Origin of the sequence: Flavobacterium sp. LB2P53 (genome assembly GCF_003970305.1) — a bacterium.
Classification (GTDB): Bacteria; Bacteroidota; Bacteroidia; order Flavobacteriales; family Flavobacteriaceae; genus Flavobacterium.
Genome location: NZ_RYDG01000002.1, coordinates 70,827 through 92,717, shown reverse-complemented (window position 1 = coordinate 92,717; position 21,891 = coordinate 70,827). Strand labels below are relative to the sequence as shown.

The 21,891-nt window shown below is 35.7% G+C and carries 25 protein-coding genes; 5 read left to right on the top strand and 20 right to left on the bottom strand.

Features of this window, described 5'->3' with window-relative positions:
- Nucleotides 1-9 precede the first annotated feature (9 nt).
- Nucleotides 10-858 (bottom strand): polysaccharide deacetylase family protein, encoded by an 849-nt coding sequence (locus tag EKL95_RS02895; RefSeq protein WP_126563512.1) that lies wholly within the window; start codon nucleotides 856-858, stop codon nucleotides 10-12.
- Nucleotides 859-873: 15 nt separating this feature from the next.
- A complete protein-coding gene (locus EKL95_RS02890; protein WP_126561342.1) occupies nucleotides 874-1,902 on the bottom strand; it encodes a hypothetical protein in 1,029 nt (342 codons plus the stop codon).
- A gap of 340 nt (nucleotides 1,903-2,242) precedes the next feature.
- Here EKL95_RS02890 and EKL95_RS02885 point away from each other — a divergent pair, with 340 nt between their 5' ends.
- The gene (locus EKL95_RS02885) at nucleotides 2,243-4,321 is read left to right on the top strand and encodes a TonB-dependent receptor family protein (protein ID WP_126561341.1); all 2,079 of its coding nucleotides are present in this window, start codon (nucleotides 2,243-2,245) and stop codon (nucleotides 4,319-4,321) included.
- Nucleotides 4,322-4,343: 22 nt separating this feature from the next.
- Here the strand turns inward: EKL95_RS02885 and EKL95_RS02880 are convergent, their stop codons facing one another.
- From EKL95_RS02880 to EKL95_RS02845, 10 genes are all read right to left on the bottom strand, one after another.
- Nucleotides 4,344-4,787, bottom strand: a complete 444-nt coding sequence (locus EKL95_RS02880) for a c-type cytochrome (RefSeq protein ID WP_126561340.1) — start codon at nucleotides 4,785-4,787, stop codon at nucleotides 4,344-4,346.
- Between the two features lie 3 nt (nucleotides 4,788-4,790).
- A complete protein-coding gene (locus EKL95_RS02875) occupies nucleotides 4,791-5,915 on the bottom strand; it encodes a PQQ-dependent sugar dehydrogenase (RefSeq protein ID WP_126563511.1) in 1,125 nt (374 codons plus the stop codon).
- A gap of 206 nt (nucleotides 5,916-6,121) precedes the next feature.
- Nucleotides 6,122-6,274: a hypothetical protein gene (locus tag EKL95_RS14875; RefSeq protein WP_158614837.1), complete on the bottom strand. Its 153-nt coding sequence runs from the start codon at nucleotides 6,272-6,274 to the stop codon at nucleotides 6,122-6,124.
- Between the two features lie 12 nt (nucleotides 6,275-6,286).
- Entirely contained in the window at nucleotides 6,287-6,454 is a 168-nt protein-coding gene (locus EKL95_RS14870; protein ID WP_156063277.1) for a hypothetical protein, read from the bottom strand.
- A 25-nt stretch (nucleotides 6,455-6,479) separates the two neighbouring features.
- Nucleotides 6,480-6,989: a DUF2480 family protein gene (locus EKL95_RS02870; protein WP_126552907.1), complete on the bottom strand. Its 510-nt coding sequence runs from the start codon at nucleotides 6,987-6,989 to the stop codon at nucleotides 6,480-6,482.
- Nucleotides 6,990-7,070: 81 nt separating this feature from the next.
- Nucleotides 7,071-7,394: an SUF system Fe-S cluster assembly protein gene (locus EKL95_RS02865; RefSeq protein ID WP_066075681.1), complete on the bottom strand. Its 324-nt coding sequence runs from the start codon at nucleotides 7,392-7,394 to the stop codon at nucleotides 7,071-7,073.
- A 128-nt stretch (nucleotides 7,395-7,522) separates the two neighbouring features.
- Nucleotides 7,523-7,930 carry a GxxExxY protein gene (locus EKL95_RS02860; RefSeq protein ID WP_126457831.1) on the bottom strand — a complete coding sequence of 136 codons (408 nt, stop codon included), beginning with the start codon at nucleotides 7,928-7,930 and terminating at the stop codon, nucleotides 7,523-7,525.
- A 70-nt stretch (nucleotides 7,931-8,000) separates the two neighbouring features.
- A complete protein-coding gene (locus EKL95_RS02855; RefSeq protein ID WP_126563510.1) occupies nucleotides 8,001-8,420 on the bottom strand; it encodes a SufE family protein in 420 nt (139 codons plus the stop codon).
- Between the two features lie 23 nt (nucleotides 8,421-8,443).
- A complete protein-coding gene (locus EKL95_RS02850; RefSeq protein ID WP_126552911.1) occupies nucleotides 8,444-8,875 on the bottom strand; it encodes a hypothetical protein in 432 nt (143 codons plus the stop codon).
- A 106-nt stretch (nucleotides 8,876-8,981) separates the two neighbouring features.
- Complete coding sequence (locus tag EKL95_RS02845; protein WP_126563509.1) at nucleotides 8,982-10,196, bottom strand: aminotransferase class V-fold PLP-dependent enzyme; 1,215 nt, start codon at nucleotides 10,194-10,196, stop codon at nucleotides 8,982-8,984.
- A 237-nt stretch (nucleotides 10,197-10,433) separates the two neighbouring features.
- Here EKL95_RS02845 and EKL95_RS02840 point away from each other — a divergent pair, with 237 nt between their 5' ends.
- A complete protein-coding gene (locus EKL95_RS02840; RefSeq protein ID WP_126561337.1) occupies nucleotides 10,434-11,780 on the top strand; it encodes a serine hydrolase domain-containing protein in 1,347 nt (448 codons plus the stop codon).
- A gap of 70 nt (nucleotides 11,781-11,850) precedes the next feature.
- Here EKL95_RS02840 and sufD read toward each other — a convergent pair whose 3' ends face one another.
- The 8 genes from sufD to EKL95_RS02800 form a co-directional block, all read right to left on the bottom strand.
- Nucleotides 11,851-13,167, bottom strand: coding sequence for a Fe-S cluster assembly protein SufD (gene sufD / locus EKL95_RS02835; protein WP_126552917.1), 1,317 nt, complete (start codon nucleotides 13,165-13,167; stop codon nucleotides 11,851-11,853).
- A 97-nt stretch (nucleotides 13,168-13,264) separates the two neighbouring features.
- Nucleotides 13,265-13,639 carry a four helix bundle protein gene (locus EKL95_RS02830; protein WP_126552919.1) on the bottom strand — a complete coding sequence of 125 codons (375 nt, stop codon included), beginning with the start codon at nucleotides 13,637-13,639 and terminating at the stop codon, nucleotides 13,265-13,267.
- A 49-nt stretch (nucleotides 13,640-13,688) separates the two neighbouring features.
- On the bottom strand, nucleotides 13,689-14,441 hold the full coding sequence (gene sufC, locus EKL95_RS02825) for a Fe-S cluster assembly ATPase SufC (protein WP_126455797.1): 753 nt from the start codon (nucleotides 14,439-14,441) through the stop codon (nucleotides 13,689-13,691).
- Between the two features lie 44 nt (nucleotides 14,442-14,485).
- Nucleotides 14,486-14,725, bottom strand: a complete 240-nt coding sequence (locus tag EKL95_RS02820) for a Txe/YoeB family addiction module toxin (RefSeq protein ID WP_126561336.1) — start codon at nucleotides 14,723-14,725, stop codon at nucleotides 14,486-14,488.
- Complete coding sequence (locus EKL95_RS02815; RefSeq protein ID WP_126552921.1) at nucleotides 14,716-14,919, bottom strand: DUF2683 family protein; 204 nt, start codon at nucleotides 14,917-14,919, stop codon at nucleotides 14,716-14,718. Before EKL95_RS02815 ends, EKL95_RS02820 begins: the two co-directional genes overlap by 10 nt.
- Before the next feature lie 19 nt (nucleotides 14,920-14,938).
- Nucleotides 14,939-16,387: a Fe-S cluster assembly protein SufB gene (gene sufB, locus EKL95_RS02810; protein ID WP_126457852.1), complete on the bottom strand. Its 1,449-nt coding sequence runs from the start codon at nucleotides 16,385-16,387 to the stop codon at nucleotides 14,939-14,941.
- A gap of 156 nt (nucleotides 16,388-16,543) precedes the next feature.
- A complete protein-coding gene (locus EKL95_RS02805; RefSeq protein WP_199736767.1) occupies nucleotides 16,544-16,801 on the bottom strand; it encodes a four helix bundle protein in 258 nt (85 codons plus the stop codon).
- 43 nt (nucleotides 16,802-16,844) lie between these two features.
- Nucleotides 16,845-17,174 carry a HesB/IscA family protein gene (locus tag EKL95_RS02800; RefSeq protein WP_126455801.1) on the bottom strand — a complete coding sequence of 110 codons (330 nt, stop codon included), beginning with the start codon at nucleotides 17,172-17,174 and terminating at the stop codon, nucleotides 16,845-16,847.
- 167 nt (nucleotides 17,175-17,341) lie between these two features.
- On the opposite strand from EKL95_RS02800, the gene EKL95_RS02795 reads away from it, so the two are divergent.
- The 3 genes from EKL95_RS02795 (at nucleotide 17,342) to EKL95_RS02785 (ending at nucleotide 21,847) form a co-directional block, all read left to right on the top strand.
- Nucleotides 17,342-18,202 carry an MBL fold metallo-hydrolase gene (locus tag EKL95_RS02795; protein WP_126455803.1) on the top strand — a complete coding sequence of 287 codons (861 nt, stop codon included), beginning with the start codon at nucleotides 17,342-17,344 and terminating at the stop codon, nucleotides 18,200-18,202.
- Between the two features lie 76 nt (nucleotides 18,203-18,278).
- Nucleotides 18,279-19,910: a S8 family peptidase gene (locus EKL95_RS02790; protein WP_126515245.1), complete on the top strand. Its 1,632-nt coding sequence runs from the start codon at nucleotides 18,279-18,281 to the stop codon at nucleotides 19,908-19,910.
- 62 nt (nucleotides 19,911-19,972) lie between these two features.
- Nucleotides 19,973-21,847: a M1 family metallopeptidase gene (locus EKL95_RS02785; RefSeq protein ID WP_126563508.1), complete on the top strand. Its 1,875-nt coding sequence runs from the start codon at nucleotides 19,973-19,975 to the stop codon at nucleotides 21,845-21,847.
- The last annotated feature ends 44 nt before the right edge of the window (nucleotides 21,848-21,891 follow it).

Below are 21,891 nucleotides of genomic sequence, written 5' to 3'. Positions count from 1 at the left end.
TTTAATGGGTTATTCTGCTTTGTTAAAAGAAGAATGTACAGCTTTCATCATTCCTTCAGTAGACCAGGTTCCGGAAACTATAATACGTCTGATAGTGTACAATGGATCTGCAGGATCTCTTTTGGTTGATAAAATATAAGCCATTTCATAACCACTTTTCTTAATTTCAGGAATAGCTGCAGTATTCCATAATCCAAACGGATAGGCAAAATCCGTCACCGGTTTTCCTATGATTTCTTCTAATTTTGCTTTTGGTTTTACCAATTGTAAATTCCAGTCGTCGCCCATATATTTTGTAACCATGTGGTGATCCCAAGTATGCGCGCCTACCACATGTCCGTCATCAGATAAGCTTTTAATTTGCTTTTTGCTCATATATCCGGGACGATTAATTGAGACAGTCATAATATAAAACACGCCTTTGAAACCCTGTTTTTTCATTTCGGCTGCGCCAATGCTAAATTGTTCTTCTCTGGTATCATCAAAAGTAATCATGATTGGTTTTTCCGGTAAGGGACCATCAAATACTAAATAATCATAGAGTTGTTGTGGTAAAATGGTTTTATATCCTGCATCGGCTAAGGCTTTCATTTGTGCTGCAAAAGCATCAGGTTTTACGGTGTACACTTTCATGTTTCCGCTCGCACTGGCACTAAAATCTCGGATATTATGATAACATAAAACGGGTACTTCTTTTTTTGAAAGAATAGTCGCAGCATCAGCCGCTACTTTTTTTGGTGCAATAATTTTTGCAGGAACAGTTATAAGCGGGATTTCCGGTATTATTTTACGAGGTTCTGATTGGCATCCAACTACTAAAAAAAACCCAACAGAAAGGGAATAAAGAATATTCTTCATAAATCAATTAGTAAATTATTGGTACTGAATGTAAATTGGTTTTGGAGTAAATTTTACTAATTCCTCTGGGCTGTACATCTTCCAATCGTTTTTATTGTCATTTTTATAAAATAATTTAAAACCAGTGAATTGTACCGGTTCTCTATAAATATAACTCATATACGTGGACTTTTTTAGAATTTTACTTCCAAAACCATCCATGTCCATAACGATTTGAACTTCAGGAACGGTCTTGATTTCTTTATAGTTTTTTACCATGCCCTGAGTAAAACGGTGTATTACAAGCACTTTTGGAGTCAGTTTATTTTTGCGCACAATATTTGCCAATATGTCAATGGCATCGTTAATATCAGCGGCAGTGAAATGCCCGATTTTTGAACCTGGGCGCTCTCCATTTTTCATAGAAAACTCCGGATCAATTCCAAGGTGTACATTAGGCATTGAAAGGTATTGTTCCAGTTCTGCCACTTCTGCCTTAACGGTGCTGTGTCCCACCTGAATGTCTAGAAATACCAGCGCATTTATAGGTTTTGCCCAACTTATAATAGTGTCTATTTGCTTAAATGGCATACGCATGCGGTGCATATTATTTTTTCCCGGAGCGCCTTGAGCGGTAACGGCAATATAATGCAAAGCCGGAATTGCTTTTACAGTAGAATCCGCTGCTTGCCACTTGGCCACTTCACCTTGTAATTTTGCCAACATTTCTTTTCGGGGAATTTCACCTAATATTCCCATTCTGGTGGAATATAAGTTGCCGTAATAAGCAATGATTCTATTGTAGGGCAAGAGTGCGCCCGGTAAAGGATAAGGGGCTTTTACAGGCCATCTGCCCGTGGTGTCATTGTTGCTTAAGGCAATCATTCTGGAATTAAAATCAAGCGTGTCGATGGTAAGGGCTATTTTCTTTTCTATCGAATTTACTTTTACGGTGGCCGGTTTTTCTGTTTCACTTTCATTATCAGCGGCTTTATTCCGATTACAGGCTAGCGTACTTAACAATAATACGGGAAGTGTGATATATGCAATTGTTGATTTTTTCATAGGTAGCTACTACTTTTTATTTAAAATGAAGGTCCAAGTTTAAAGATAATTTAATTCTCGGATTAATCACAAAGATATGATTTTTAAAGAACGTCATTTTGGTTAAACTAGTGTTTTTAAAATGGTGCTTTTTATATAATTTCCGTTTAAACTAGACTTTTGTGTAATTTTACAATAATCTTTAATGGAATTCAAAACAATATGAAACAGAATATAGGTTGCAACTTATAATTGTGGGGAGCATTTTTATTTAATCCATATTTTATTTAAAAGGGTTTTTTGGAACAAAAAGAAAATGCTAACTTTATAAACGTTTTCATTCCCTTTAACACAACAAAAATTGTTCAAAAACAGCCTTTCCTTTCTTCTTTTTTTATGCAGTGTTTTCACTGTTTTTGGACAAATAAAAAAAGATACCATAGCCCTTTCAGAAATCACTTTGAAGGGTTCGCCAATCAAAAATGCACCTCAAAACACTGCTTCTTCCGTTTCAGTGATTACGACTGTCGACATCAATAAAAGTGATGGCATTATACTGACTCCTGTGCTAAACAAAATTCCCGGGGTTACCATGCAACAAGGTGCGTTGAACACCAACAGGATTACGATTCGTGGCATTGGCGCCAGATCTCAATACGGAACCAATAAAATAAAAGCCTATTTTGATGGTATACCATTGAGTTCCGGTGATGGTGAAACCACTATTGACGATATTGATTTAGCGTCAATCGAAAAAATAGAAATCATAAAAGGACCAAATTCTACGAGTTTTGGATCCGGTTTGGGTGGCGTGATTCAGTTGTTTTCAAGAGAAACTCCATTATTGGAATCGTTTGGAAAATCAACAGTTACTTTTGGGAGTTTTGGGTTGCTACAAAACCGACTCTCGGCAGGATACAGCGATTCCAAAACGAATGTATTTGCGAGTTTTACGGATTTACAAAGTGAGGGATTCAGGGAAAATAGTTCCTATGACAGAAAATCATTTAACCTGCATGCCAAACAAAAAATTAATTCAAAGGGTAGTTTTTCCTTTTTGGGAACATTCACCCGATTGAAAGCTTTTATTCCAAGTTCTATTAATGAGACGGATTTAAAAAATAATCCAGAGAAAGCAGCCGCTACATGGGCAGCCGCACAAGGTTTTGAGTCGTATGATAAATTCATGCTGGGTTTAGGATACGACCATCAATTTTCTGAAAAATGGTCGCTGCAAACCAGTATTTTTTCTAATTTTAAAGATGCTTACGAACCCAGACCTTTTGATATTTTGGACGAAAAAACAAGTTCGCTAGGCCTTCGTTCGAATGTGAATTACAAAGACCAATTGTTTTCTTTGCCCTTTGAACTGAGTTTTGGTACCGAATTATTAACGGAAAAATACGCGTATTCCCTTTTTAAAAATTTGTACAAATCGCAACCTGGTCAAGGTAGTTTAAAAGGCGACGAATTCAGCTCTGTCAAACAAAACCGGAATTACAGCAACTACTTTTTACAAATGGAATTTTGGATTTCAGAAAAACTGCATCTGGAAACCGGAGTAGCATTTAACACAACCAAATATTCGTTAAAAGATATTTTCGAAAATAATTCTGAGGCTCAAAAAATGCCCTTTACTTTTGGAAATGTGTGGTCACCAAGAATTGGTTTCTCGTATAAAGTAAGCAAAGGAAAAAATATATTTACATCGGTGAGTAAAGGATTTTCGGTGCCATCAGTTGCTGAAACATTGACTCCAGAAGGGCAAATAAACACCGATTTGAAACCAGAAGTGGGGTGGAATTATGAATTGGGTTTCAAAGGAAACTGGCTTGAAAATAAAATATACACCGAAGTAACGTTTTATAGCACACAAATTGAAAATTTATTAGTGGCACGACGCACCGCCAATGATCAATTTGTTGGGATTAATGCAGGAAGCAGTTCACATTCAGGATTAGAATTCTTGGTTAATTACAAACTTTTCGAACTTACCCAATTTCAAATGACTTCTTATTTTTCAGGTGCGGTGAATACCTTTAAATTCAAAGAATTCTTGGATGGTGATGCTGATTATTCGGGAAATCAATTGACGGGCGTTCCTGAAAAGCAATTTAATTTTGGAGTAGATTTAACCACAAAAAATGGATTTGGTGTCAACACTTCTTTCCGAACGATGAGTAAAATTCCGTTAAATGATTCCAATACAAAATACAGTGAGCGGTATTCGTTGCTTGATATTAAAACGACCTATGTTTTCACGATTCTTAAAATCCTGAAAACAGAGCTGAATGCTGGAATCAATAACGCTTTGGATACTAAATATGCGGCTAATATTTTGCCAAACGCAGTTGGTTTTGGCACTGCTGCGCCACGTTATTTTTATCCAGGAAATCCCGTCAATTTTTACGGTGGTTTTTCGGTAGCGTTTCTTTTTTAGATAGGAATCCTAAGCCGATATTTTATTTTTTAATGCCCGCGACTTCTTTCTCGGTAACGATTTTGGTTTGTTTATTACTCCAGGAAGTCATAATGTAATTCATCACATCAGCCACTTCCTGATCCGTAAGTCCCATGGCCGGCATGCTGCTATTGTACTTGATTTTATTGACAATAATTTCGCCACTTTGTCCAAATTTTACGGCAGCGATACTTTGATTTCTCTTAGTTTTCAACCAGTCCGAACCGTCTAGAGGCGGGAAGTTCTTACCATCTCCTTTTCCATTTGCGCCATGGCATTGCATGCAAAAATCTGCATAAATTTCTTTTCCGGGTGACTGAAGTTTTGCAGCAACTTCGGTTTCAGTATTCAAGTCAATATAGTTGTCTGCGGAAAATGGATTTGCAAAAGAGAAGCCTCCCAATACAAACACTCCAAATCCTAAAAATAATTTCGTTATCAACATCGTTTAATTTGGTATAATTTTAATAATTCCTTTTCCTTCCACGCCCATATAAATATAGCCATCCGGACCTTGTGCCACATTACGCACGCGACCAATTCCGGTTGCAATTTTTTGTCTGCCGATCACTTCATTTCCTTTTAACTTTAGCAATTCAAGATATTGGAATTTCAAAGAGCCCACCAATAAATGTCCTTTCCAGTCTGGATATTTGTCGCTGGTGACAAAGGTCATTCCGCTTGGAGCGATGGATGGCAACCAATAATAAATAGGTTTTTGAATACCTGGTTTTTCGTTTTCTTTACTAATGGTGGTTCCGTCATAATCGATACCATAAGTCACCACAGGCCATCCATAATTGGTTCCTTTTTTTATGATATTGATTTCATCTCCACCTTGTGGACCATGTTCATGTTCCCAAATGGCGCCTGTTACTGGGTTTTTTGCCATTCCTTGCGGATTGCGATTTCCATAAGTGTAAATTGCTTCTTTGGCTCCGGTTTGACCTACAAATGGATTGTCTTTAGGGATGCTTCCATCATCATTTAGTCGGTATATTTTTCCGCCATCACGCTTAATGTCTTGCGGATTGACAAAATGTTCGCCCCGCTCTCCGATGGAGAAATACAAATAACCGTCGTTGTCAAATAGAATTCGGGAACCAAAATGTTGTCCTTTTGTAGTGTTTGGAGTGGCTTTGTAAAGTGATTCGATTTGTGTCAGCGCTCCGTCCAATAATTTGGCTCGAATGAGTTTTGTGTGACCGCCAGTACCTTCCCCTTCATCGGAAGCGAAGGTCATATAAATCCAACCATTTTTAGCATAATCAGGGTGTAAAGCGATGTCTAATAACCCACCTTGTCCACGTGCGTATACTTTTGGAACATTTTTGATTTCTGTTTTTGTTCCGTTTTTGATATGGTATAAAACACCACTTTTTTCGGTAACTAACATGCTGCCGTCTGGCAACCAAGTCATCCCCCACGGAACAACAATATCTGCAACCACGGTTTCAAGCGTATAGTTTTTTACCTCGTCTTTGATAGGAATATCTTCAGATTTTACCTGAGCGTTACAACTTAAAGAAAGAAAGGATATAATTGAAAGTGAAACTAATTTAATTTTTTTCATGAGTATCATTTTTGGTCTTTTTAAAAAAGAAATCTTTTAAAGATAGTAAAAGAGGATTTAAAAAGGCAAATAAGTATTTGATTTTGCTTAGAATTAACAAAAGGAAGCTATTGAATTCCTTTTTTAAAGCTATGATTTAAATTTAGAATTGGACAAAAACCCCATCTAAAAATCAGGTGGTTAAATTTAATCTTCTTGAAAAAAAATTATTTCTTAGCGCTGTATTTTGCAGTTCTGGCGTTGTTGATTACCCCTTTCCAGTTCAATCCAAAACCAAAATCATTCACATTACCAGATGCATCTGTGTATGGAATCATGTCAAGAGGAACGTCTTCTAATTGTTTTTCAACGGTTGTCATATTCAATGGCATTTACAAAGGCAATAATCCGGAAGGTTCTGTTTTACCCGAAACAATATCCAATAAAGCTTCCATTTGAACACCAAATTCTCCCACGATGGCATCTACTTCTTTTTTAAATTCCCCAAAAACCATTGGATTAGAAATATTCACAGATACTAATACCGGCTTTCCTTTCATGGCGCTTTTAGTTTCCGTAATGGTATTATCCTTTTTTAGGCGCTTTGTATAATGGAACGGCAGAGCAGGCTTCACCATACATGATACTTCGTGCAAAAGGGTACAAGTAATGCGCGGCCAATACATAAGCCCGCATCGGAACCGGTTTTCTGGAGCATCCTTTTATAATAATAGGCTTGTTTTCATACGCTGAGTAGTCAATTTTAGGCAGTAATTCTTCATACAAGGATGCGTCTAAATCTTCCAAGGTTCCATTGATAATTTTCTTTGCAAACGGCGCCAATTGAATGGCAACCAAAATCGAAGCCCAGGCAGGAACAATAGCATCAGTGCTGCAGTGAATTGCCACATAGTGATCTTGATATTGTGACCAATCGTGATTTTTCAGTTCCTCTCTAAAGTCTTTTTCTTTCAATAAAAATCCTTCTAAAAGCCATTTTGAAATATCGATTTGCGTACGAATCCCTTTTGGATAATAGTCTTCAAGATCGAAAACTTCCAAAACACTATTCGCAACTTTATTTATTATTTCCATTTTAAAAATCATAAAGTCGAATATCGAAAGCCATAAGGTCAATTACTTAGAGACTTTATGACTTTCGACATTAGGACTAATTTAAAGCATTCCCAATTCTAATTTAGCTTCTTCGCTCATTAAATCTTTGCTCCAAGGCGGATCAAAAGTAATTTCTACTTCAGCGTCTTTTACATGTTCGATCGATTTCACTTTTTCTTCCACTTCTCTTGGTAAGCTTTCTGCAACGGGGCAGTTGGGCGAAGTAAGGGTCATCAGGATTTTTACTTCATAATCCGTATTGACCATCACGTCATAAATTAATCCTAATTCGTAAATGTCTACAGGAATCTCCGGATCGTAAATAGTCTTTAATATTTTTACGATCGATTCTCCTAATTCAGTTGTGTCTATTTCTTGTTCCATTATTTGAGTGTTTTAACCATATAAGACATTGAAGGTCATTTAAGGTTTTTGTTTTGAATATTATATTTGTACTTTTTATTATTATTTAGCTTGATTAAATCATATTTAAAGTCTGCTATGTTTGTTTTTTATTCTTCCAGATATCTATATCTTTCGTTGACATATGTTTTTTGTCCTTCTTTAAAAATATGTGTTACATTGAAATTTATCATTAATCCTATAGGAATTTCTAAAAGGTTCATATAGGTTAAAATTTGAGCTTCATGTATTGGTAAAACTTTTTCTATTGCTTTCAGTTCAACAACCAAACTTTTTTCAACCAATAAGTCACATCTTAATCCTGTTTCAAGTTCTAAACCTTTATAATAAACAGGAATTGTAAGTTCAGTTTGAAATTCAAAACCTCTTATTGTCAATTCTTTTTTTAAACAAGTATGATAAACACTTTCTAAAAGACCGGGACCAAGATGTTTATGTACTTCTATGGCACAACCATTAACCTGATAAATTAAATCTTTTAAATATGTTTTGGTCATAAATTTCCATTTTTTATTCTGACTTATATGACCTTAAATGTCTTATATGGTTAAACGAATTAGTTCGCAATTAATTCTGCGAATTGAATGCCAAAGCATACATTTTTATATTTTTTATCATAGATACCAATCCGTTGGCTCGAGTTGGCGACAAGTGTTCTTTCAAACCTATTTCGTCAATAAAATGTAGATCTGCTTCCAGAATATCAGATGCTTTTTGATTGGAAAAAGTACGAATTAATATCGCAATAATTCCTTTGGTCAAAATGGCATCACTGTCAGCAGTGAAAATAATTTTATCATCCGTTTGCTCTCCTTGCAACCACACTTTGGACTGGCAGCCTTTGATAATGTTGTTCTCTGTCTTGAATTCTTCTTTGATTAAAGGAAGCTTTCTTCCTAATTCGATGATGTATTCATAACGCTCCATCCAGTCGTCAAACATGGAGAACTCCGCTACAATTTCTTCTTGTATTTCTTTAATTTTCATACTATGCTGAATTTATTTCAGTATTATTCTTTAGCTAATGAAGTTATCGTATTCACAAACTTCTTAATTTCTTTTGGTGGAAAACCGTGATCAAAACTAGTGGTTTCATAGGCTTTCTCCTTAAGGGTAATTTTCAGTTTGGCTATAGCGGCACCGTCATGAAAACGTTTTTCGCTGGGCGCTTTGAGCTTAGACAAACTATCCAATTTCACTGTTTTAAAACAATCTACTAACTCTTTCCAGTCGGCATCCGATACTTTTTTGGGTATTGGTTTGTCATTTCCGTCTCTGTCTTTTGAAACTGTCAGTATCTGATTTTTCAGCGTTATTTTTTGATAAAAACCTCTGGTGTTGGCCGTGTATTCAATAACAGTAGTTTCCATATCTTGCGCTTTGGCACTATTGCAACCGTTGCCCATAAAAATAGTCAGGAATATAATAGATAGTATTTTCATATGAAGATAATATTTGTTTTTTATAGGAATATGGTATCGCCAGATCTTCATTGGTGTTTGATACAGCTTCTGTCATGGCGATTTCATATGAAGATAATTTTAAATTTTAGGACAGCATGACTTTTGCTTTTTTAATAGCTTCAACCATAACATCAATTTCTTCGGTGGTATTATAAAAAGCAAATGATGCTCGTATCGTACCTGGAATCTTAAAGAAATCCATGATGGGTTGCGCACAATGATGGCCTGTTCGTACGGCTATTCCTAGCTTGTCAATTATAGTGCCAATATCGTACGGATGAATGCCTTCAATATTAAAGGATATTACGGAAGTCTTTGCTGCTGCGGTGCCAAAAATTTTCAACCCTTCAATTTCCAATAACCGTTTGGTTCCATATTCCAATAATTCTAATTCCTGTTGTTGAATGTTGTCAAAACCCACTTCGTTCATATAATCAACCGCAGTTCCCAGAACAATTCCTCCGGCAATATTTGGTGTTCCGGCCTCAAATTTATGGGGCAATTCCGCATAAGTAGTTTTTTCGAAAGTTACTTCTTTGATCATTTCGCCTCCGCCTTGATATGGGGGTAATTTATTCAACCACGCTTCTTTTCCGTATAAAATTCCGACGCCAGTTGGACCACATATTTTATGTCCTGAAAAAACATAAAAATCACAATTTAATTCTTGTACATCTGGTTTCAGGTGTGGAACGGCTTGTGCGCCATCAATCAAAATTGCGGCTCCTGCCTCATGTGCTTTGTCAATCATGTATTTGATAGGATTGACAGTTCCAAGAGCATTCGAAATATGATTTACTGTTACAATCTTCGTTTTGTCCGAAAGTAATTTGTCATATTCGGACATGATCAGTTCGCCATCCAGATTCATTGGAATGACCCGCAAAATTGCTCCGGTTTTCTCACACAACATTTGCCAAGGCACAATATTGCTGTGGTGTTCCATTGCCGAAACTAAAATTTCATCACCGGGTTTCAAAATCGAAGTAAATCCATTGGCCACTAAATTAATTCCATGAGTAGTCCCCGAAGTAAAAAGCACTTCATGGGGAAATTTTGCATTGATGTGATTTTGTAATTTACCGCGTGAAATTTCATATGCATCGGTGGCCAGTTGGCTCAGCGTATGAACACCACGATGAATATTAGCATTGATTTCCTGGTAGTATTTAGAGATCGCATCAATCACAACTTGTGGCTTTTGCGAAGTGGCTCCGTTGTCAAAATAAACCAATGCTTTCCCGTTTACTTTCTGAGAAAGAATAGGGAAGTCGGCTCTAATTTTATTTACATCTAACATTTTATCTGCTTGTTTTTATTGTTTTTATTGGTAAGATAGAACGCCAATAGTCAACAATTTTTTCGACAATCCAATTTAGTATTGGTCTTTTCTTATTTAGAATTTTTCTACATACAAAAGTAGTGAAATTGGAATTAATTTATAGCAAACACTTGTTAATAATACCTCATTTTCTCAATCCGATACTGTTCCAATAATGTGGTTCTTTTTTATTAAATTGCTTCAAATTAAGCCTCTATGAAAAAAGTATTCAAGTTCGTTGGTTTTGTCTCTTTTATCGGAATCTTTTATGTTGGTTTAATAACCTATCCAAAATTGGATTTAATTTCTGGCTTTTCAGCCAAAAGTATAGCCTCGGGACATTTTATTGATAATCGTTCGCAGAAAATGATAGAAAAAGGCGACAATGACATCGATATGATTGACTTAGCCAAAAACAAAATAGAAGCTACCGGAAAATTTGCGATTGCTTCGGTTTATGGTTTGAAAGAACGAAAAGCGATTTATCGTGAAGGCTTGGGGGCCACTTTAATCAACGATGATTTTGATGTTTCAAAGCCGTATTTGGTTCCTAAAAGAACGAGATTGAATATTAATATGCCTTTTCCATACGGGAATAACGAGCCAAAAGACACTGTTTTTTCAGATGTTGATTACACTAAATTGAATGCAGCTGTTGCCAATGCTTTTGATGAAAAAGAGGCAATCAAAAAAAGAACCCGCTCCCTTTTAGTGATTTATAAAGATAAAATTATTGCCGAAAAATACGATAGCGGTTTTGATAAAAACAGTAAAATATTGGGTTGGTCGATGACAAAAAGTATTACCAGCGCCATGTTTGGAATTTTGGAAATACAAGGCAAATACGATATTTACAAACCTGCTCCAATTCCAGAATGGAAAAATGACGATCGAAAAAGTATTACTACCAATGATTTATTACACATGAATTCCGGTTTAGAATGGGAGGAGCAATACGATAAAATTTCTGATGCCACCAAAATGCTTTTCCAAGCCGAAGACATGACCCTTGTACAACGGAAAAAATCAATGGTATTCCGGACGAATACGCATTGGAATTATTCTTCGGGGACCACGAATTTGCTTTCGGGAATTTTACGGAAGCAGTTCAAAACGCATCAGGAATATTTAGATTTCTGGTACAGTGCCTTGATAGATAAAATAGGAATGTACTCGATGGTAATCGAAACGGATATGGCAGGAAATTATGTGGGTTCATCTTACGGTTGGGCTACCACACGTGATTGGTCTAAATTTGGGTTGTTGTATTTGCATAAAGGCAACTGGAATGGTGAACAAATTTTCAACGAAAGTTGGGCAAAATACACCGCAACTCCTACAAACACTTCGAATGGAAGATATGGTGGACACTTTTGGCTCAATGCCGGCGGACACTTCCCTGATGTTCCCAGAGATATGTATTACTGCAGCGGTTTTCAAGGTCAGATGGTAGCGATTATTCCATCACTGGATTTAGTGATTGTACGAATGGGTTTGAAGGAAAATCCTAATTTTGATTTTAATGGAATGTTGCGTGGGATTGTGGAGAGTGTGAAAAAATGATTGGATAAAAAACCCTGTTAGAGTTTTAAACTCTGACAGGGTTACTATTATAACTTCTTTTTAGTGTTGATTACAAATCGAATCCCATTTTTACACCTAATTTAGTTGCAATAATCGTAGTAATTCGTTTTTTGAGTTCCGGTATTTTAATGCTTTCAATAACTGCATTGGAGAAGGCATACATTAATAACGCTTTGGCTTCTTTTTTAGGAATTCCACGCGCTTGCATGTAGAACATTGCGGTTTCATCCAATTGTCCAATAGTACAGCCATGAGAACATTTTACATCATCAGCAAAAATTTCTAGTTGCGGTTTGGCGTTGATTGTTGCTTTATCACTCAAGAGTATATTATTGCTTTTTTGAAAGGCATTGGTTTTTTGTGCTTCTCTTTCTACAAAAATCTTTCCGTTGAAAACGCCTGTCGAGCGATCAGAATAGATTCCTTTATAATCTTGATGACTTTCGCAATTAGGAGTAGAGTGCTGCACTAGAGTGTAATGATCTACGTGTTGTTTCTCCCCAATTATTGTTATTCCGTTAAGATAACTTACGATTCTTTCTCCAAAATGATAAAAGTTCAAGTTGTTTCTGGTGAGGTTTCCGCCAAAACAAAACGTATTAACGGATACACTGCTTTCTTGTTTTTGAGAAACGTAGGTATTGTCAATGAGATTGGCTTCAAGCGTATCGTTTTGAATTTTATAATAATCAACGATGGCGCGTTTTTGAGCAAAAATCTCAGTCACAGAATTCGTTAATACGGGATTTTCGGTTAAGCTTTGATGCCGTTCAATAATTTGTACATGGGAATTCTCCCCTACAATAATCAAATTTCTAGGTTGAACCATTAGTGCTGCTTCATTCCCTGTAGAGAAATACATGATTTCAATAGGCTTGTCAGCTACTTTACTTTTTGGGATATTGATATACGCTCCTTCATTGGCGAAAGCCGTATTCAATGATGTTAGACTTTCCTCTTTGCTGGCAATTTGATTAAAATAAGTATCAATAACCATTTTGTATTTTGGTTTGGTCAATGCCGATGACATTAAGCAAACATCAATTCCTTCGTGTGTGGTTGACGATAAATTAGAACTGAAAACACCGTCGATAAATACTACTTTGTAGGTGTCTATTTCGTGTAAGAAATATTTTTTTACATGGTTGAATTCAACTGCATTTTCCTGTTTTGAAAAAACGGTAAAGTCATTTTTCAGGATGGCGTTTAGCGATGTGTATTTCCAAGACTCCTCTTTTTTTGTTGGGAAACCTTTATTTTCGAAGTTTTTTATGGCTGCAGTTCTCACATCATGAAGTTCAGAATGTACATCAATGCGTTCTTCGAAAGCCATAAAAGACGATAGTAATTTTTCTTTTAATTCCATTTTTATTTAAGTCTTAAAGTCGAAAGTCAAATGTCTTAAAGTCGGTATAAGCATAAAATAGCTGATTCAACTATTTTAGACTTTCGACTTTCGATTTTTAAACTTTACGACTAGATTCTAGGTATTTAATAAAACCACTTAACAATTTTGATATTTCTGTTACTGATTCTAAAAGTTTTTCAAATTCTTCTTTAGTAATATAATCTAAATCAAATGCTAAATATAATTGAGAACGAACTTCTCCAGCGGAAGCTTTTGCAACATATAAAAAGTAAATAAACTCTTTGTCTGTATTTCTCTCAAAGCCTTCAGCGATATTTGATGATATAGAAATTGATGCTCGCCTAATTTGTCTAGTGAAATCAAAGTCTTTCTTGAAATTTGTGTTTTCGGTAACTAGGTAAACTTTTTTGTTAAAAACTCTTGCTTTTTGCCAAGAATTAATTTCTTCGAAAGAATTAAATTTTCCCATTACTTTTTTCTTTTGACTTTATGACCTTCGACTTTAGACTATTTTAATTTTAAGCTTCTTGTTCTTGTTTAATCCAGTCGTATCCTTTTTCTTCCAGTTCGTGTGCCAGTTCTTTTCCACCAGATTTTACAATTTTTCCATTGTACAATACGTGAACAAAATCAGGAACGATATAGTCTAACAATCTTTGGTAGTGTGTGATCACTACAATTGCATTTTTGTCGCTTTTTAGTTTGTTTACCCCATTTGCAACAATACGCAAGGCATCAATATCAAGTCCAGAATCAGTTTCATCAAGAATAGCCAATTTTGGTTCTAGCATTGCCATTTGGAAAATTTCATTCCTTTTTTTCTCACCACCAGAAAAACCTTCGTTTAAAGAGCGAGACAAAAATTTACGGTCAATTTCTAATAATTCTGATTTCTCCCGAATCACTTTTAGCATTTCATTAGAAGGCATTTCTTCTAATCCTTTAGCTTTACGGGTTTCGTTGATTGCTGTTCTCATGAAGTTGGTAACTGAAACTCCTGGAATTTCCACTGGATATTGGAACGAAAGAAAAACGCCTTTGTGCGCTCTTTCTTCTGGTGCCAATTCCGAAAGGTCTTCTCCGTCTAAAGTGATTTCGCCTTCGGTTACTTCGTAGTTTTCGTTTCCTGCAATAATGGAGGCTAACGTACTTTTTCCAGCACCATTTGGTCCCATTATTGCGTGAATTTCTCCCGCTTTTACTTCAAGGTTGATTCCTTTTAATATTTCTTTGTCACCTATTGAGGCGTGTAAATTTTTTATGCTTAACATTTGTTTCTTTGTTTATTCGTAATGACCTTTTAGTGATAAAATGTCTAATATTTCAATTGTATTTTTTCGGTAACTTTATATATAATGCGATGTTCTTGATTTATTCTTCTTGACCATTTTCCAGAAAGCTGGTATTTTAATTGTTCCGGCTTTCCAATTCCTTCAAAAGCATGTAGTTGAATGTCTTCTATTAAATCTGTAATTTTATTTAAAATATTTTTATTTCCAGATTTAATCCAAAAATCTAAATCTTTTCTAGCTTTAGTCGTAAATACTATTTGCATAAAGCACGTATTTCTTCCATCGTCATTTTTATCCCTTTCCCGTTTTTAATACTTTGTTCTGCTTCCAAAATTTCTTTTACAAACTCAGGGTTATATGGATTTTCTTCTTTTACAATTTCAAATCCAAGTGATTTCGCCAACGATTTTAACAATGGAAAATCTTTTTTCTTTACATTTTTTAAAATTATATCCATAATATTTAGATTTAAAAAATTACCCTACAGAACCTTCTAACGAAATTTCTAATAATTTTTGTGCTTCTACGGCGAATTCCATTGGTAACTTATTCAATACATCTTTACTGAAACCGTTTACGATTAAAGCAATAGCTTTTTCGGTTGGAATTCCACGTTGGTTGCAATAGAAAACTTGGTCTTCGCCAATTTTACTTGTCGTAGCCTCATGTTCGATTTTTGCCGATGGATTTTTGCTTTCGATATAAGGAAACGTATGCGCGCCACAATTGTTTCCCATTAATAAGGAATCACATTGTGAAAAGTTTCTAGCGTTCTCTGCGTTTGCTGAAATGCGCACCAAACCTCTGTAACTATTTTGTGATCTTCCGGCAGAAATCCCTTTAGATATAATAGTAGATTTAGTGTTTTTACCTAGATGCACCATCTTAGTTCCTGTATCGGCTTGTTGGAAATTATTGGTCACCGCAATCGAATAAAATTCGCCGGTTGAATTGTCTCCTTTTAAAATAACCGAAGGATATTTCCATGTTATTGCAGAGCCGGTCTCCACTTGTGTCCAGGAAATTTTTGCGTTTTTCTCGCAAATTCCTCTTTTGGTTACAAAGTTGAAAACGCCGCCTTTTCCTTCTTTGTTTCCCGGATACCAGTTTTGTACGGTTGAATATTTTATTTCGGCATCGTCCAAAGCGATTAATTCTACTACTGCAGCGTGCAATTGATTTTCATCACGACTTGGAGCGGTGCAACCTTCTAAGTAAGACACATAGCTACCTTCGTCAGCAATTAATAATGTTCTTTCAAATTGTCCTGTTCCTGCTTGATTAATTCTAAAATAAGTAGATAGTTCCATTGGACAACGAATGCCTTTTGGAATATAACAGAAAGATCCGTCAGAGAAAACTGCCGAATTCAGCGCCGCATAAAAGTTGTCTTTTTGCGGTACAACTGTCCCTAAATATTTACGAACTAATTCGGGATGTTCTTTGATGGCTTCAGAAATACTCATGAAGATAATTCCTTTTTCGCCTAATGTTTTTTTGAAAGTCGTTGCTACTGAAACGGAATCCACAACGATATCCATAGCTACATTATTCATCATCTTTTGCTCATCGACAGAGATGCCTAACTTTTTGTACATTTCTAAAAGTTCCGGATCTACATCATCCAATGTTTTATTTGGATCTACCGCTTTTGGAGCTGAATAATAGGAAATAGCCTGAAAATCAGGTTTGGTATAATGCACATTTGCCCATTCTGGCTCTGTCATTTGCTCCCAAGCACGAAAAGCCTCAAGACGCCAATCAGTCATCCATTGAGGTTCTCCTTTTTTGTGCGAAATAGCGCGAACGATATCTTCATTTAAACCTATAGGAAACGTTTCTGATTCTAATTCAGTGTAAAATCCGTATTCGTATTCTTTATTTTCGAGTTCGATTTTTAAGTCGTCTTCTGTATATTTGCTCATTCTGATTTAAAGATTTAAAGATTTAAAGATTCAATTATTGAATATTAAACTTTATTATTTGTGTCTAATATATTTAATAAAATTAGAAAGGTTTTGAGAAATCTCAATAGTTAAATTATAACTTTTTTGAATTTCTTCGTGATTGCAAAAACCTAACTATCTGGATAATACTAACATATTTCTAACCTCAGCACAACTGCCTTTGGAGATTTTTAAATATCTTGTAAATTGTCTATTACTGTTGTATTCTGAACCTTCGACAATATTATTTGTAATTGAAACTACTGCTCTTTTTATTTGGTCCTTAAAACCAAATTCTTTTTCCAAGGATTTATTATTTAATAATTCAAAAACTAATTTAGTTAAGACAATACCTTTTTTATGGACATCAAATTCTTCAAATGATTTTGTCATACTATCATTAATCTTTTAATTTTTAAATTTTTCAATCTTTAAATTAAAGAGAGAAACTCTCACCGCAACCACATGTTCTATTGGCATTAGGATTATTAAAAACAAATCCTTTGCCATTTATTCCTCCTGAAAATTCTAATACTGTTCCGGCTAGGTACAGAAAGGATTTTTTTTCGACAGCAATAGTGATATCGTTGTCTATAAAAATCTTATCGTCGTCGCTTTTTGTTTTATCAAATTTTAAATCATAAGACAATCCAGAACATCCGCCGCTTTTCACACCTACTCTCACGTAGTCTATGGAGGCGTCAAAACCATCATCTTGCATTAAATCGATGATTTTTTTTCTTGCTGTGTCAGAAACTTTTATCATAGCTTATATTGATTTTGTCTAAATTAAAGACAAAGATAGTATATAAAAAGCTTTTTACATAGTTGATAACATTTTTATAACCAATACAAAAATAGAAAAAAGCTATTTTAAACAACTAAAAGCATTTGAATTCCTTAACTTTGAAACTTCTCAAAAAACACAAAAACATGAAATTATACCCCATAGAAACTGGAAACTTTAAATTAGATGGAGGTGCAATGTTTGGCGTAGTGCCAAAAACCATTTGGAACAAAACCAATCCCGCAGATGAGAATAACCTGATTGACATTGCCGCTCGTTGTTTACTAATTGAAGAGGGCAATCGATTGATTTTGATTGATACCGGAATGGGAAACAAACAATCCGATAAATTTTTTGGATATTACTCGCTTTGGGGTACCCATTCGATGGACAACTCATTAGCTAAACACGGTTTTCATCGGGATGATGTCACGGATGTTTTTATGACGCATTTGCATTTTGACCATTGTGGGGGCAGTGTACAATGGAATAAGGGCAAAACGGGGTATGAACCGGCTTTTAAAAACGCTAAATTCTGGAGTAACGAAAATCACTGGGAATGGGCAACCAAACCAAATCCCAGAGAGAAAGCATCGTTCTTGTCTGAAAACATTTTGCCGATACAGGAAAGCGGTCAGTTGCATTTTATCCAAAGACCGGAAGGCGATTTTCTGGCAAAATCGGAATTGGGTTTTGGCATCTTCTTTGCTGATGGACATACGGAAAAGCAAATGATTCCGCACATACAGTACAAGGACAAAACCATCGTTTTTTGCGCTGATTTATTGGCAACAGCCGGACACGTTCCCATTGCGTATGTCATGGGTTATGACACCAGACCTTTGTTAACGATGCCTGAAAAAGCGAAATTTCTAAATGCTGCGGCAGAAAATAATTACTATTTATTCTTAGAACATGATGCGCATAACGAAATCATAACGGTTGAAAAAACGGAAAAAGGGGTGCGTTTGAAAGAACGGTTTTCATGTGATGAAGTCTTAACGTAGTGTTAAGTATAGTTTCAGTTGTAACAAAAAAAATTATTTTAGACAAATATTTTAAAATTAACAAAAAACATTTTCGATGAATACCATTAAACCCATTTGCATTTCTGCTTTTGCTTTATTAGCATTAGCAGGTTGTGGCGCTTCAAGACAAGTTTCAAATACTTCAATTTCTGGACTGGTTGCCATAAGCGCTCCTTTGAATATTACAAAAAAAGCACCAATAACTGAAAATGACTTGAAACGTTGGAGCCATTTAGATATTGTTACTGACACGATTCCCGGAATGAGCGTAGATAAAGCGTATGCTGAATTATTGAAGGGTAAAAAAGGCGTGCCTGTTATTGTTGGGATTGTAGATTCGGGAGTGGATATTGAACATGAGGATTTAAAATCGGCACTTTGGACTAATACCAAAGAAATTCCCGGAAACGGAATTGACGATGACAAAAATGGATATATTGATGATATTCACGGTTGGAATTTTCTTGGAGATAGTACCAAAGAGAATCTGGAATACGAAAGGATTATCAAAGATAAAACCCTGGTAGATGACGTTACCTATCAAGCTGCAAAAGCGTTGAATGACAAAAAAGTGGCTGATGCTGCGGCAGGAAAAACACGTTCCGAGCAAATGTTAGCGGCTCTTATGACCAGCGATGCTACTTTAGTAAAACATTTTGGTAAGTCAGTTTATACCATTGAAGAGGTAAATGCGATTGTTTCGCAAGAACTGGAAATACAAAAGAGCAAAGCGGCTATGCAACAAATGCTTTCTTATGGATTGCCAATTGCGGAACTAAAAGTGGCTATTCAAAAACAATTAGACGATCAGGTTGCCCTTATAAACGGAGACAATCTAAAAACAGACTACCGTAAAGTGGTAGGAGATAATCCAAATGATATTACGGATACTAAATACGGAAACAATAATGTGATGGGACCAGACAAGAATGAAATTCTTCATGGGACTCACGTTGCCGGAATTGTTGCTCAAACCAGAAATAATACTTTGGGGGGTGATGGTGTGGCTAATAATGTTCAAATTCTGACCGTTCGCGCTGTGCCGGATGGAGATGAGTATGATAAAGATATTGCACTTGGAATTCGTTACGCAGTAGATAATGGAGCCAAAGTAATCAACGGAAGTTTTGGAAAAGGCTTTTCTCCTCACAAGCAATGGGTGTACGATGCTATAAAATATGCAGAGAAAAAAGACGTCTTGATTGTACATGCAGCCGGAAATGACGCAAAAGACATCGATTATGCAGACAATTTTCCAAATGACTCTGAGGATAAAATAACAGAGTTTGCAGATAATTTTATCACAATTGGGGCTTTAAATTTTGAATATGGAAACAAAGTGGTGGCTCGTTTTTCTAACATTGGAAAAATTAATGTAGATGTTTTTGCGCCTGGCGTAAAAATCTATGCTACAACTCCAAACGATACTTATAAATACTTGCAAGGAACTTCAATGGCTGCGCCAAACGTTGCCGGAGTAGCGGCTTTGATCCGTTCGTATTACCCAAAATTATCCGCGCAACAAGTAAAACACATCTTGATGGATTCCGGAATTGCAATTACAACAGCTGTTATTGTGGGAGGAAAACCAAATGACACGCGTCCCTTTTCGGCACTTTCTAAATCTGGTAAAATAGTAAATGCATACAATGCTTTACTCATGGCAGAAAAAATGTCTAAAAAATAATATTTTAAGAATTTAGTACTTGGAAGGGCAGTTTGTCCTTCCATTTTTATTTAAACCTACCTATGAAAAAATTACTTTTATTTTCTTTTGTTGTTTTTGGTCTCGGAACTGTTTTTGCCCAAAACTCCTCGTATTGGCAACAACATGTCGATTACAAAATGGATGTTACCTTGGATGTAAAAACATACCAGTACACCGGGAAGCAGGAATTGGTATACACCAATAATTCTTCGGATACTTTGAGAAAAGTATATTATCACCTATTTAATAATGCCTTTCAGCCCGGAAGCGAAATGGATGCCAGAATCCAAAGTATCAAAGATCCTGACGGCAGAATGGTCACCAAAATAAAAGTAGACGGTAAAGAAGTGAAGGAAAGCCGCATTAAAAACCTGAAACCAAATGAAATTGGTTTTTTGCGAATTTCTAATTTTAAACAAGATGGAGCAGTTGCTACTGCAAAAGAGGTTGGAACTATTCTTGAAGTGACTTTGGCCAAGCCAATATTACCGAATACTAAAACTACATTTACATTAGATTTTGAGGGTCAGGTTCCCATTCAGATTCGTCGTTCCGGAAGAAATAATGCTGAAGGTGTAGCATTATCCATGTCGCAATGGTATCCAAAAATGGCTGAATTTGATTTTGAAGGTTGGCATGCTGATCCTTACATTGCCAGAGAATTTCATGGTGTTTGGGGAAATTTTGACGTAAATATTACTATTGACAAGGATTACGTTTTAGGCGGTACCGGTTATTTGCAAAACAAAAATGAAATTGGTCACGGCTATCAAGACCAAGGTGTTGTTGTGTCTGTTCCAAAGAAAACAAAAATGTTGACTTGGCATTTTAATGCACCAATGGTTCATGATTTTACATGGGCTGCTGATCCGGATTACATTCACGATGTAGTAAAAGGGCCTAACGGTGTTGATTTGCATTTTTTGTATAAAAACAACCCTAAATACATTCAAAACTGGAAAAACCTGCAACCAAAAACGGTCCAGTTAATGGAAATTTACAACAAAACGGTAGGGGATTATCCATACAAACAATATTCTGTGATTCAGGGTGGCGATGGTGGTATGGAATATGCCATGTGTACACTGATTTTAGGACAAGGTAGTTTTGAAGGATTGCTTGGAGTAACTGCACACGAAATGGCGCACTCTTGGTTCCAACATGTTTTGGCTTCCAATGAATCAAAACACGGATGGATGGACGAAGGTTTTACCTCATTTCTGGAAGATTTTGGACTGAATGAAATTGCAAATAAAAAAGTAGAAAACCCTTATACAGGAGCCTATACCGGTTATTTTTCTATGGCAAATTCGGGAAAAGAATTACCACAAGGAACGCATGCAGATCGTTTTGATGAAAACAGAGTCTACAGCATCACATCGTATAGTAAAGGGGAAATTTTCTTGACTCAATTGATGTATTTGATTGGAAAAGATAATGTCATGAAAACATTGAAGAAATATTACAGCGATTTTAAATTCAAGCACCCTACGCCAAATGACATTAAAAGATCTGCAGAACGAATTTCTGGAGCAAATCTCGATTGGTACTTAGTGGATTGGACAGAAACCACCAATACTATTGATTATGGTATTAAGGATATAAAAGAAAATGGAGACAAAACAACCGTTACTTTAGAAAGAATTGGTAGAATGCCAATGCCAATTGATTTATTAGTGGAGTACACAGATGGAACAACGGAAAGTTTCTACATTCCGTTGCGCATGATGAGTTTCGAAAAAGAAAATCCAAATCCCGCCATAAAAAGAACAGTTTTGAATGATTGGGCTTGGGCGTACCCAACCTTTGAATTTGATATTTCTAAATCGAAAGCTTCTATCAAGAAAATCACCATCGACTCAAGTGGATTAATGGCTGATTTGAAAAAGGAAAACAATACGTACGAGATAAAGTAACTACTATTGAAACGTTATAAAAAAAGTCTAATTTTCACAACTAG

Excerpts from the sequence above, each read along its gene's own strand:
- EKL95_RS02880 (WP_126561340.1), bottom strand. The coding sequence starts at position 4,787 with ATGTTGATAACGAAATTATTTTTAGGATTTGGAGTGTTTGTATTGGGA.
- EKL95_RS02830 (WP_126552919.1), bottom strand. The coding sequence starts at position 13,639 with ATGGGAAAATTTAATTCTTTCGAAGAAATTAATTCTTGGCAAAAAGCA.
- EKL95_RS14875 (WP_158614837.1), bottom strand. The coding sequence starts at position 6,274 with ATGACAACCGTTGAAAAACAATTAGAAGACGTTCCTCTTGACATGATT.
- sufB (WP_126457852.1), bottom strand. The coding sequence starts at position 16,387 with ATGAGCAAATATACAGAAGACGACTTAAAAATCGAACTCGAAAATAAA.
- EKL95_RS02795 (WP_126455803.1), top strand. The coding sequence starts at position 17,342 with ATGAAATTATACCCCATAGAAACTGGAAACTTTAAATTAGATGGAGGT.
- EKL95_RS02800 (WP_126455801.1), bottom strand. The coding sequence starts at position 17,174 with ATGATAAAAGTTTCTGACACAGCAAGAAAAAAAATCATCGATTTAATG.
- EKL95_RS02860 (WP_126457831.1), bottom strand. The coding sequence starts at position 7,930 with ATGACCAAAACATATTTAAAAGATTTAATTTATCAGGTTAATGGTTGT.
- EKL95_RS02875 (WP_126563511.1), bottom strand. The coding sequence starts at position 5,915 with ATGAAAAAAATTAAATTAGTTTCACTTTCAATTATATCCTTTCTTTCT.
- sufD (WP_126552917.1), bottom strand. The coding sequence starts at position 13,167 with ATGGAATTAAAAGAAAAATTACTATCGTCTTTTATGGCTTTCGAAGAA.
- EKL95_RS02870 (WP_126552907.1), bottom strand. The coding sequence starts at position 6,989 with ATGGAAATAATAAATAAAGTTGCGAATAGTGTTTTGGAAGTTTTCGAT.
- EKL95_RS02840 (WP_126561337.1), top strand. The coding sequence starts at position 10,434 with ATGAAAAAAGTATTCAAGTTCGTTGGTTTTGTCTCTTTTATCGGAATC.
- EKL95_RS02815 (WP_126552921.1), bottom strand. The coding sequence starts at position 14,919 with ATGGATATAATTTTAAAAAATGTAAAGAAAAAAGATTTTCCATTGTTA.
- EKL95_RS02855 (WP_126563510.1), bottom strand. The coding sequence starts at position 8,420 with ATGAAAATTAAAGAAATACAAGAAGAAATTGTAGCGGAGTTCTCCATG.
- EKL95_RS02895 (WP_126563512.1), bottom strand. The coding sequence starts at position 858 with ATGAAGAATATTCTTTATTCCCTTTCTGTTGGGTTTTTTTTAGTAGTT.
- EKL95_RS02845 (WP_126563509.1), bottom strand. The coding sequence starts at position 10,196 with ATGTTAGATGTAAATAAAATTAGAGCCGACTTCCCTATTCTTTCTCAG.
- EKL95_RS02820 (WP_126561336.1), bottom strand. The coding sequence starts at position 14,725 with ATGCAAATAGTATTTACGACTAAAGCTAGAAAAGATTTAGATTTTTGG.
- EKL95_RS02890 (WP_126561342.1), bottom strand. The coding sequence starts at position 1,902 with ATGAAAAAATCAACAATTGCATATATCACACTTCCCGTATTATTGTTA.
- EKL95_RS02785 (WP_126563508.1), top strand. The coding sequence starts at position 19,973 with ATGAAAAAATTACTTTTATTTTCTTTTGTTGTTTTTGGTCTCGGAACT.
- sufC (WP_126455797.1), bottom strand. The coding sequence starts at position 14,441 with ATGTTAAGCATAAAAAATTTACACGCCTCAATAGGTGACAAAGAAATA.
- EKL95_RS02805 (WP_199736767.1), bottom strand. The coding sequence starts at position 16,801 with ATGACAAAATCATTTGAAGAATTTGATGTCCATAAAAAAGGTATTGTC.
- EKL95_RS02850 (WP_126552911.1), bottom strand. The coding sequence starts at position 8,875 with ATGAAAATACTATCTATTATATTCCTGACTATTTTTATGGGCAACGGT.
- EKL95_RS14870 (WP_156063277.1), bottom strand. The coding sequence starts at position 6,454 with ATGAAAGGAAAGCCGGTATTAGTATCTGTGAATATTTCTAATCCAATG.
- EKL95_RS02865 (WP_066075681.1), bottom strand. The coding sequence starts at position 7,394 with ATGGAACAAGAAATAGACACAACTGAATTAGGAGAATCGATCGTAAAA.
- EKL95_RS02790 (WP_126515245.1), top strand. The coding sequence starts at position 18,279 with ATGAATACCATTAAACCCATTTGCATTTCTGCTTTTGCTTTATTAGCA.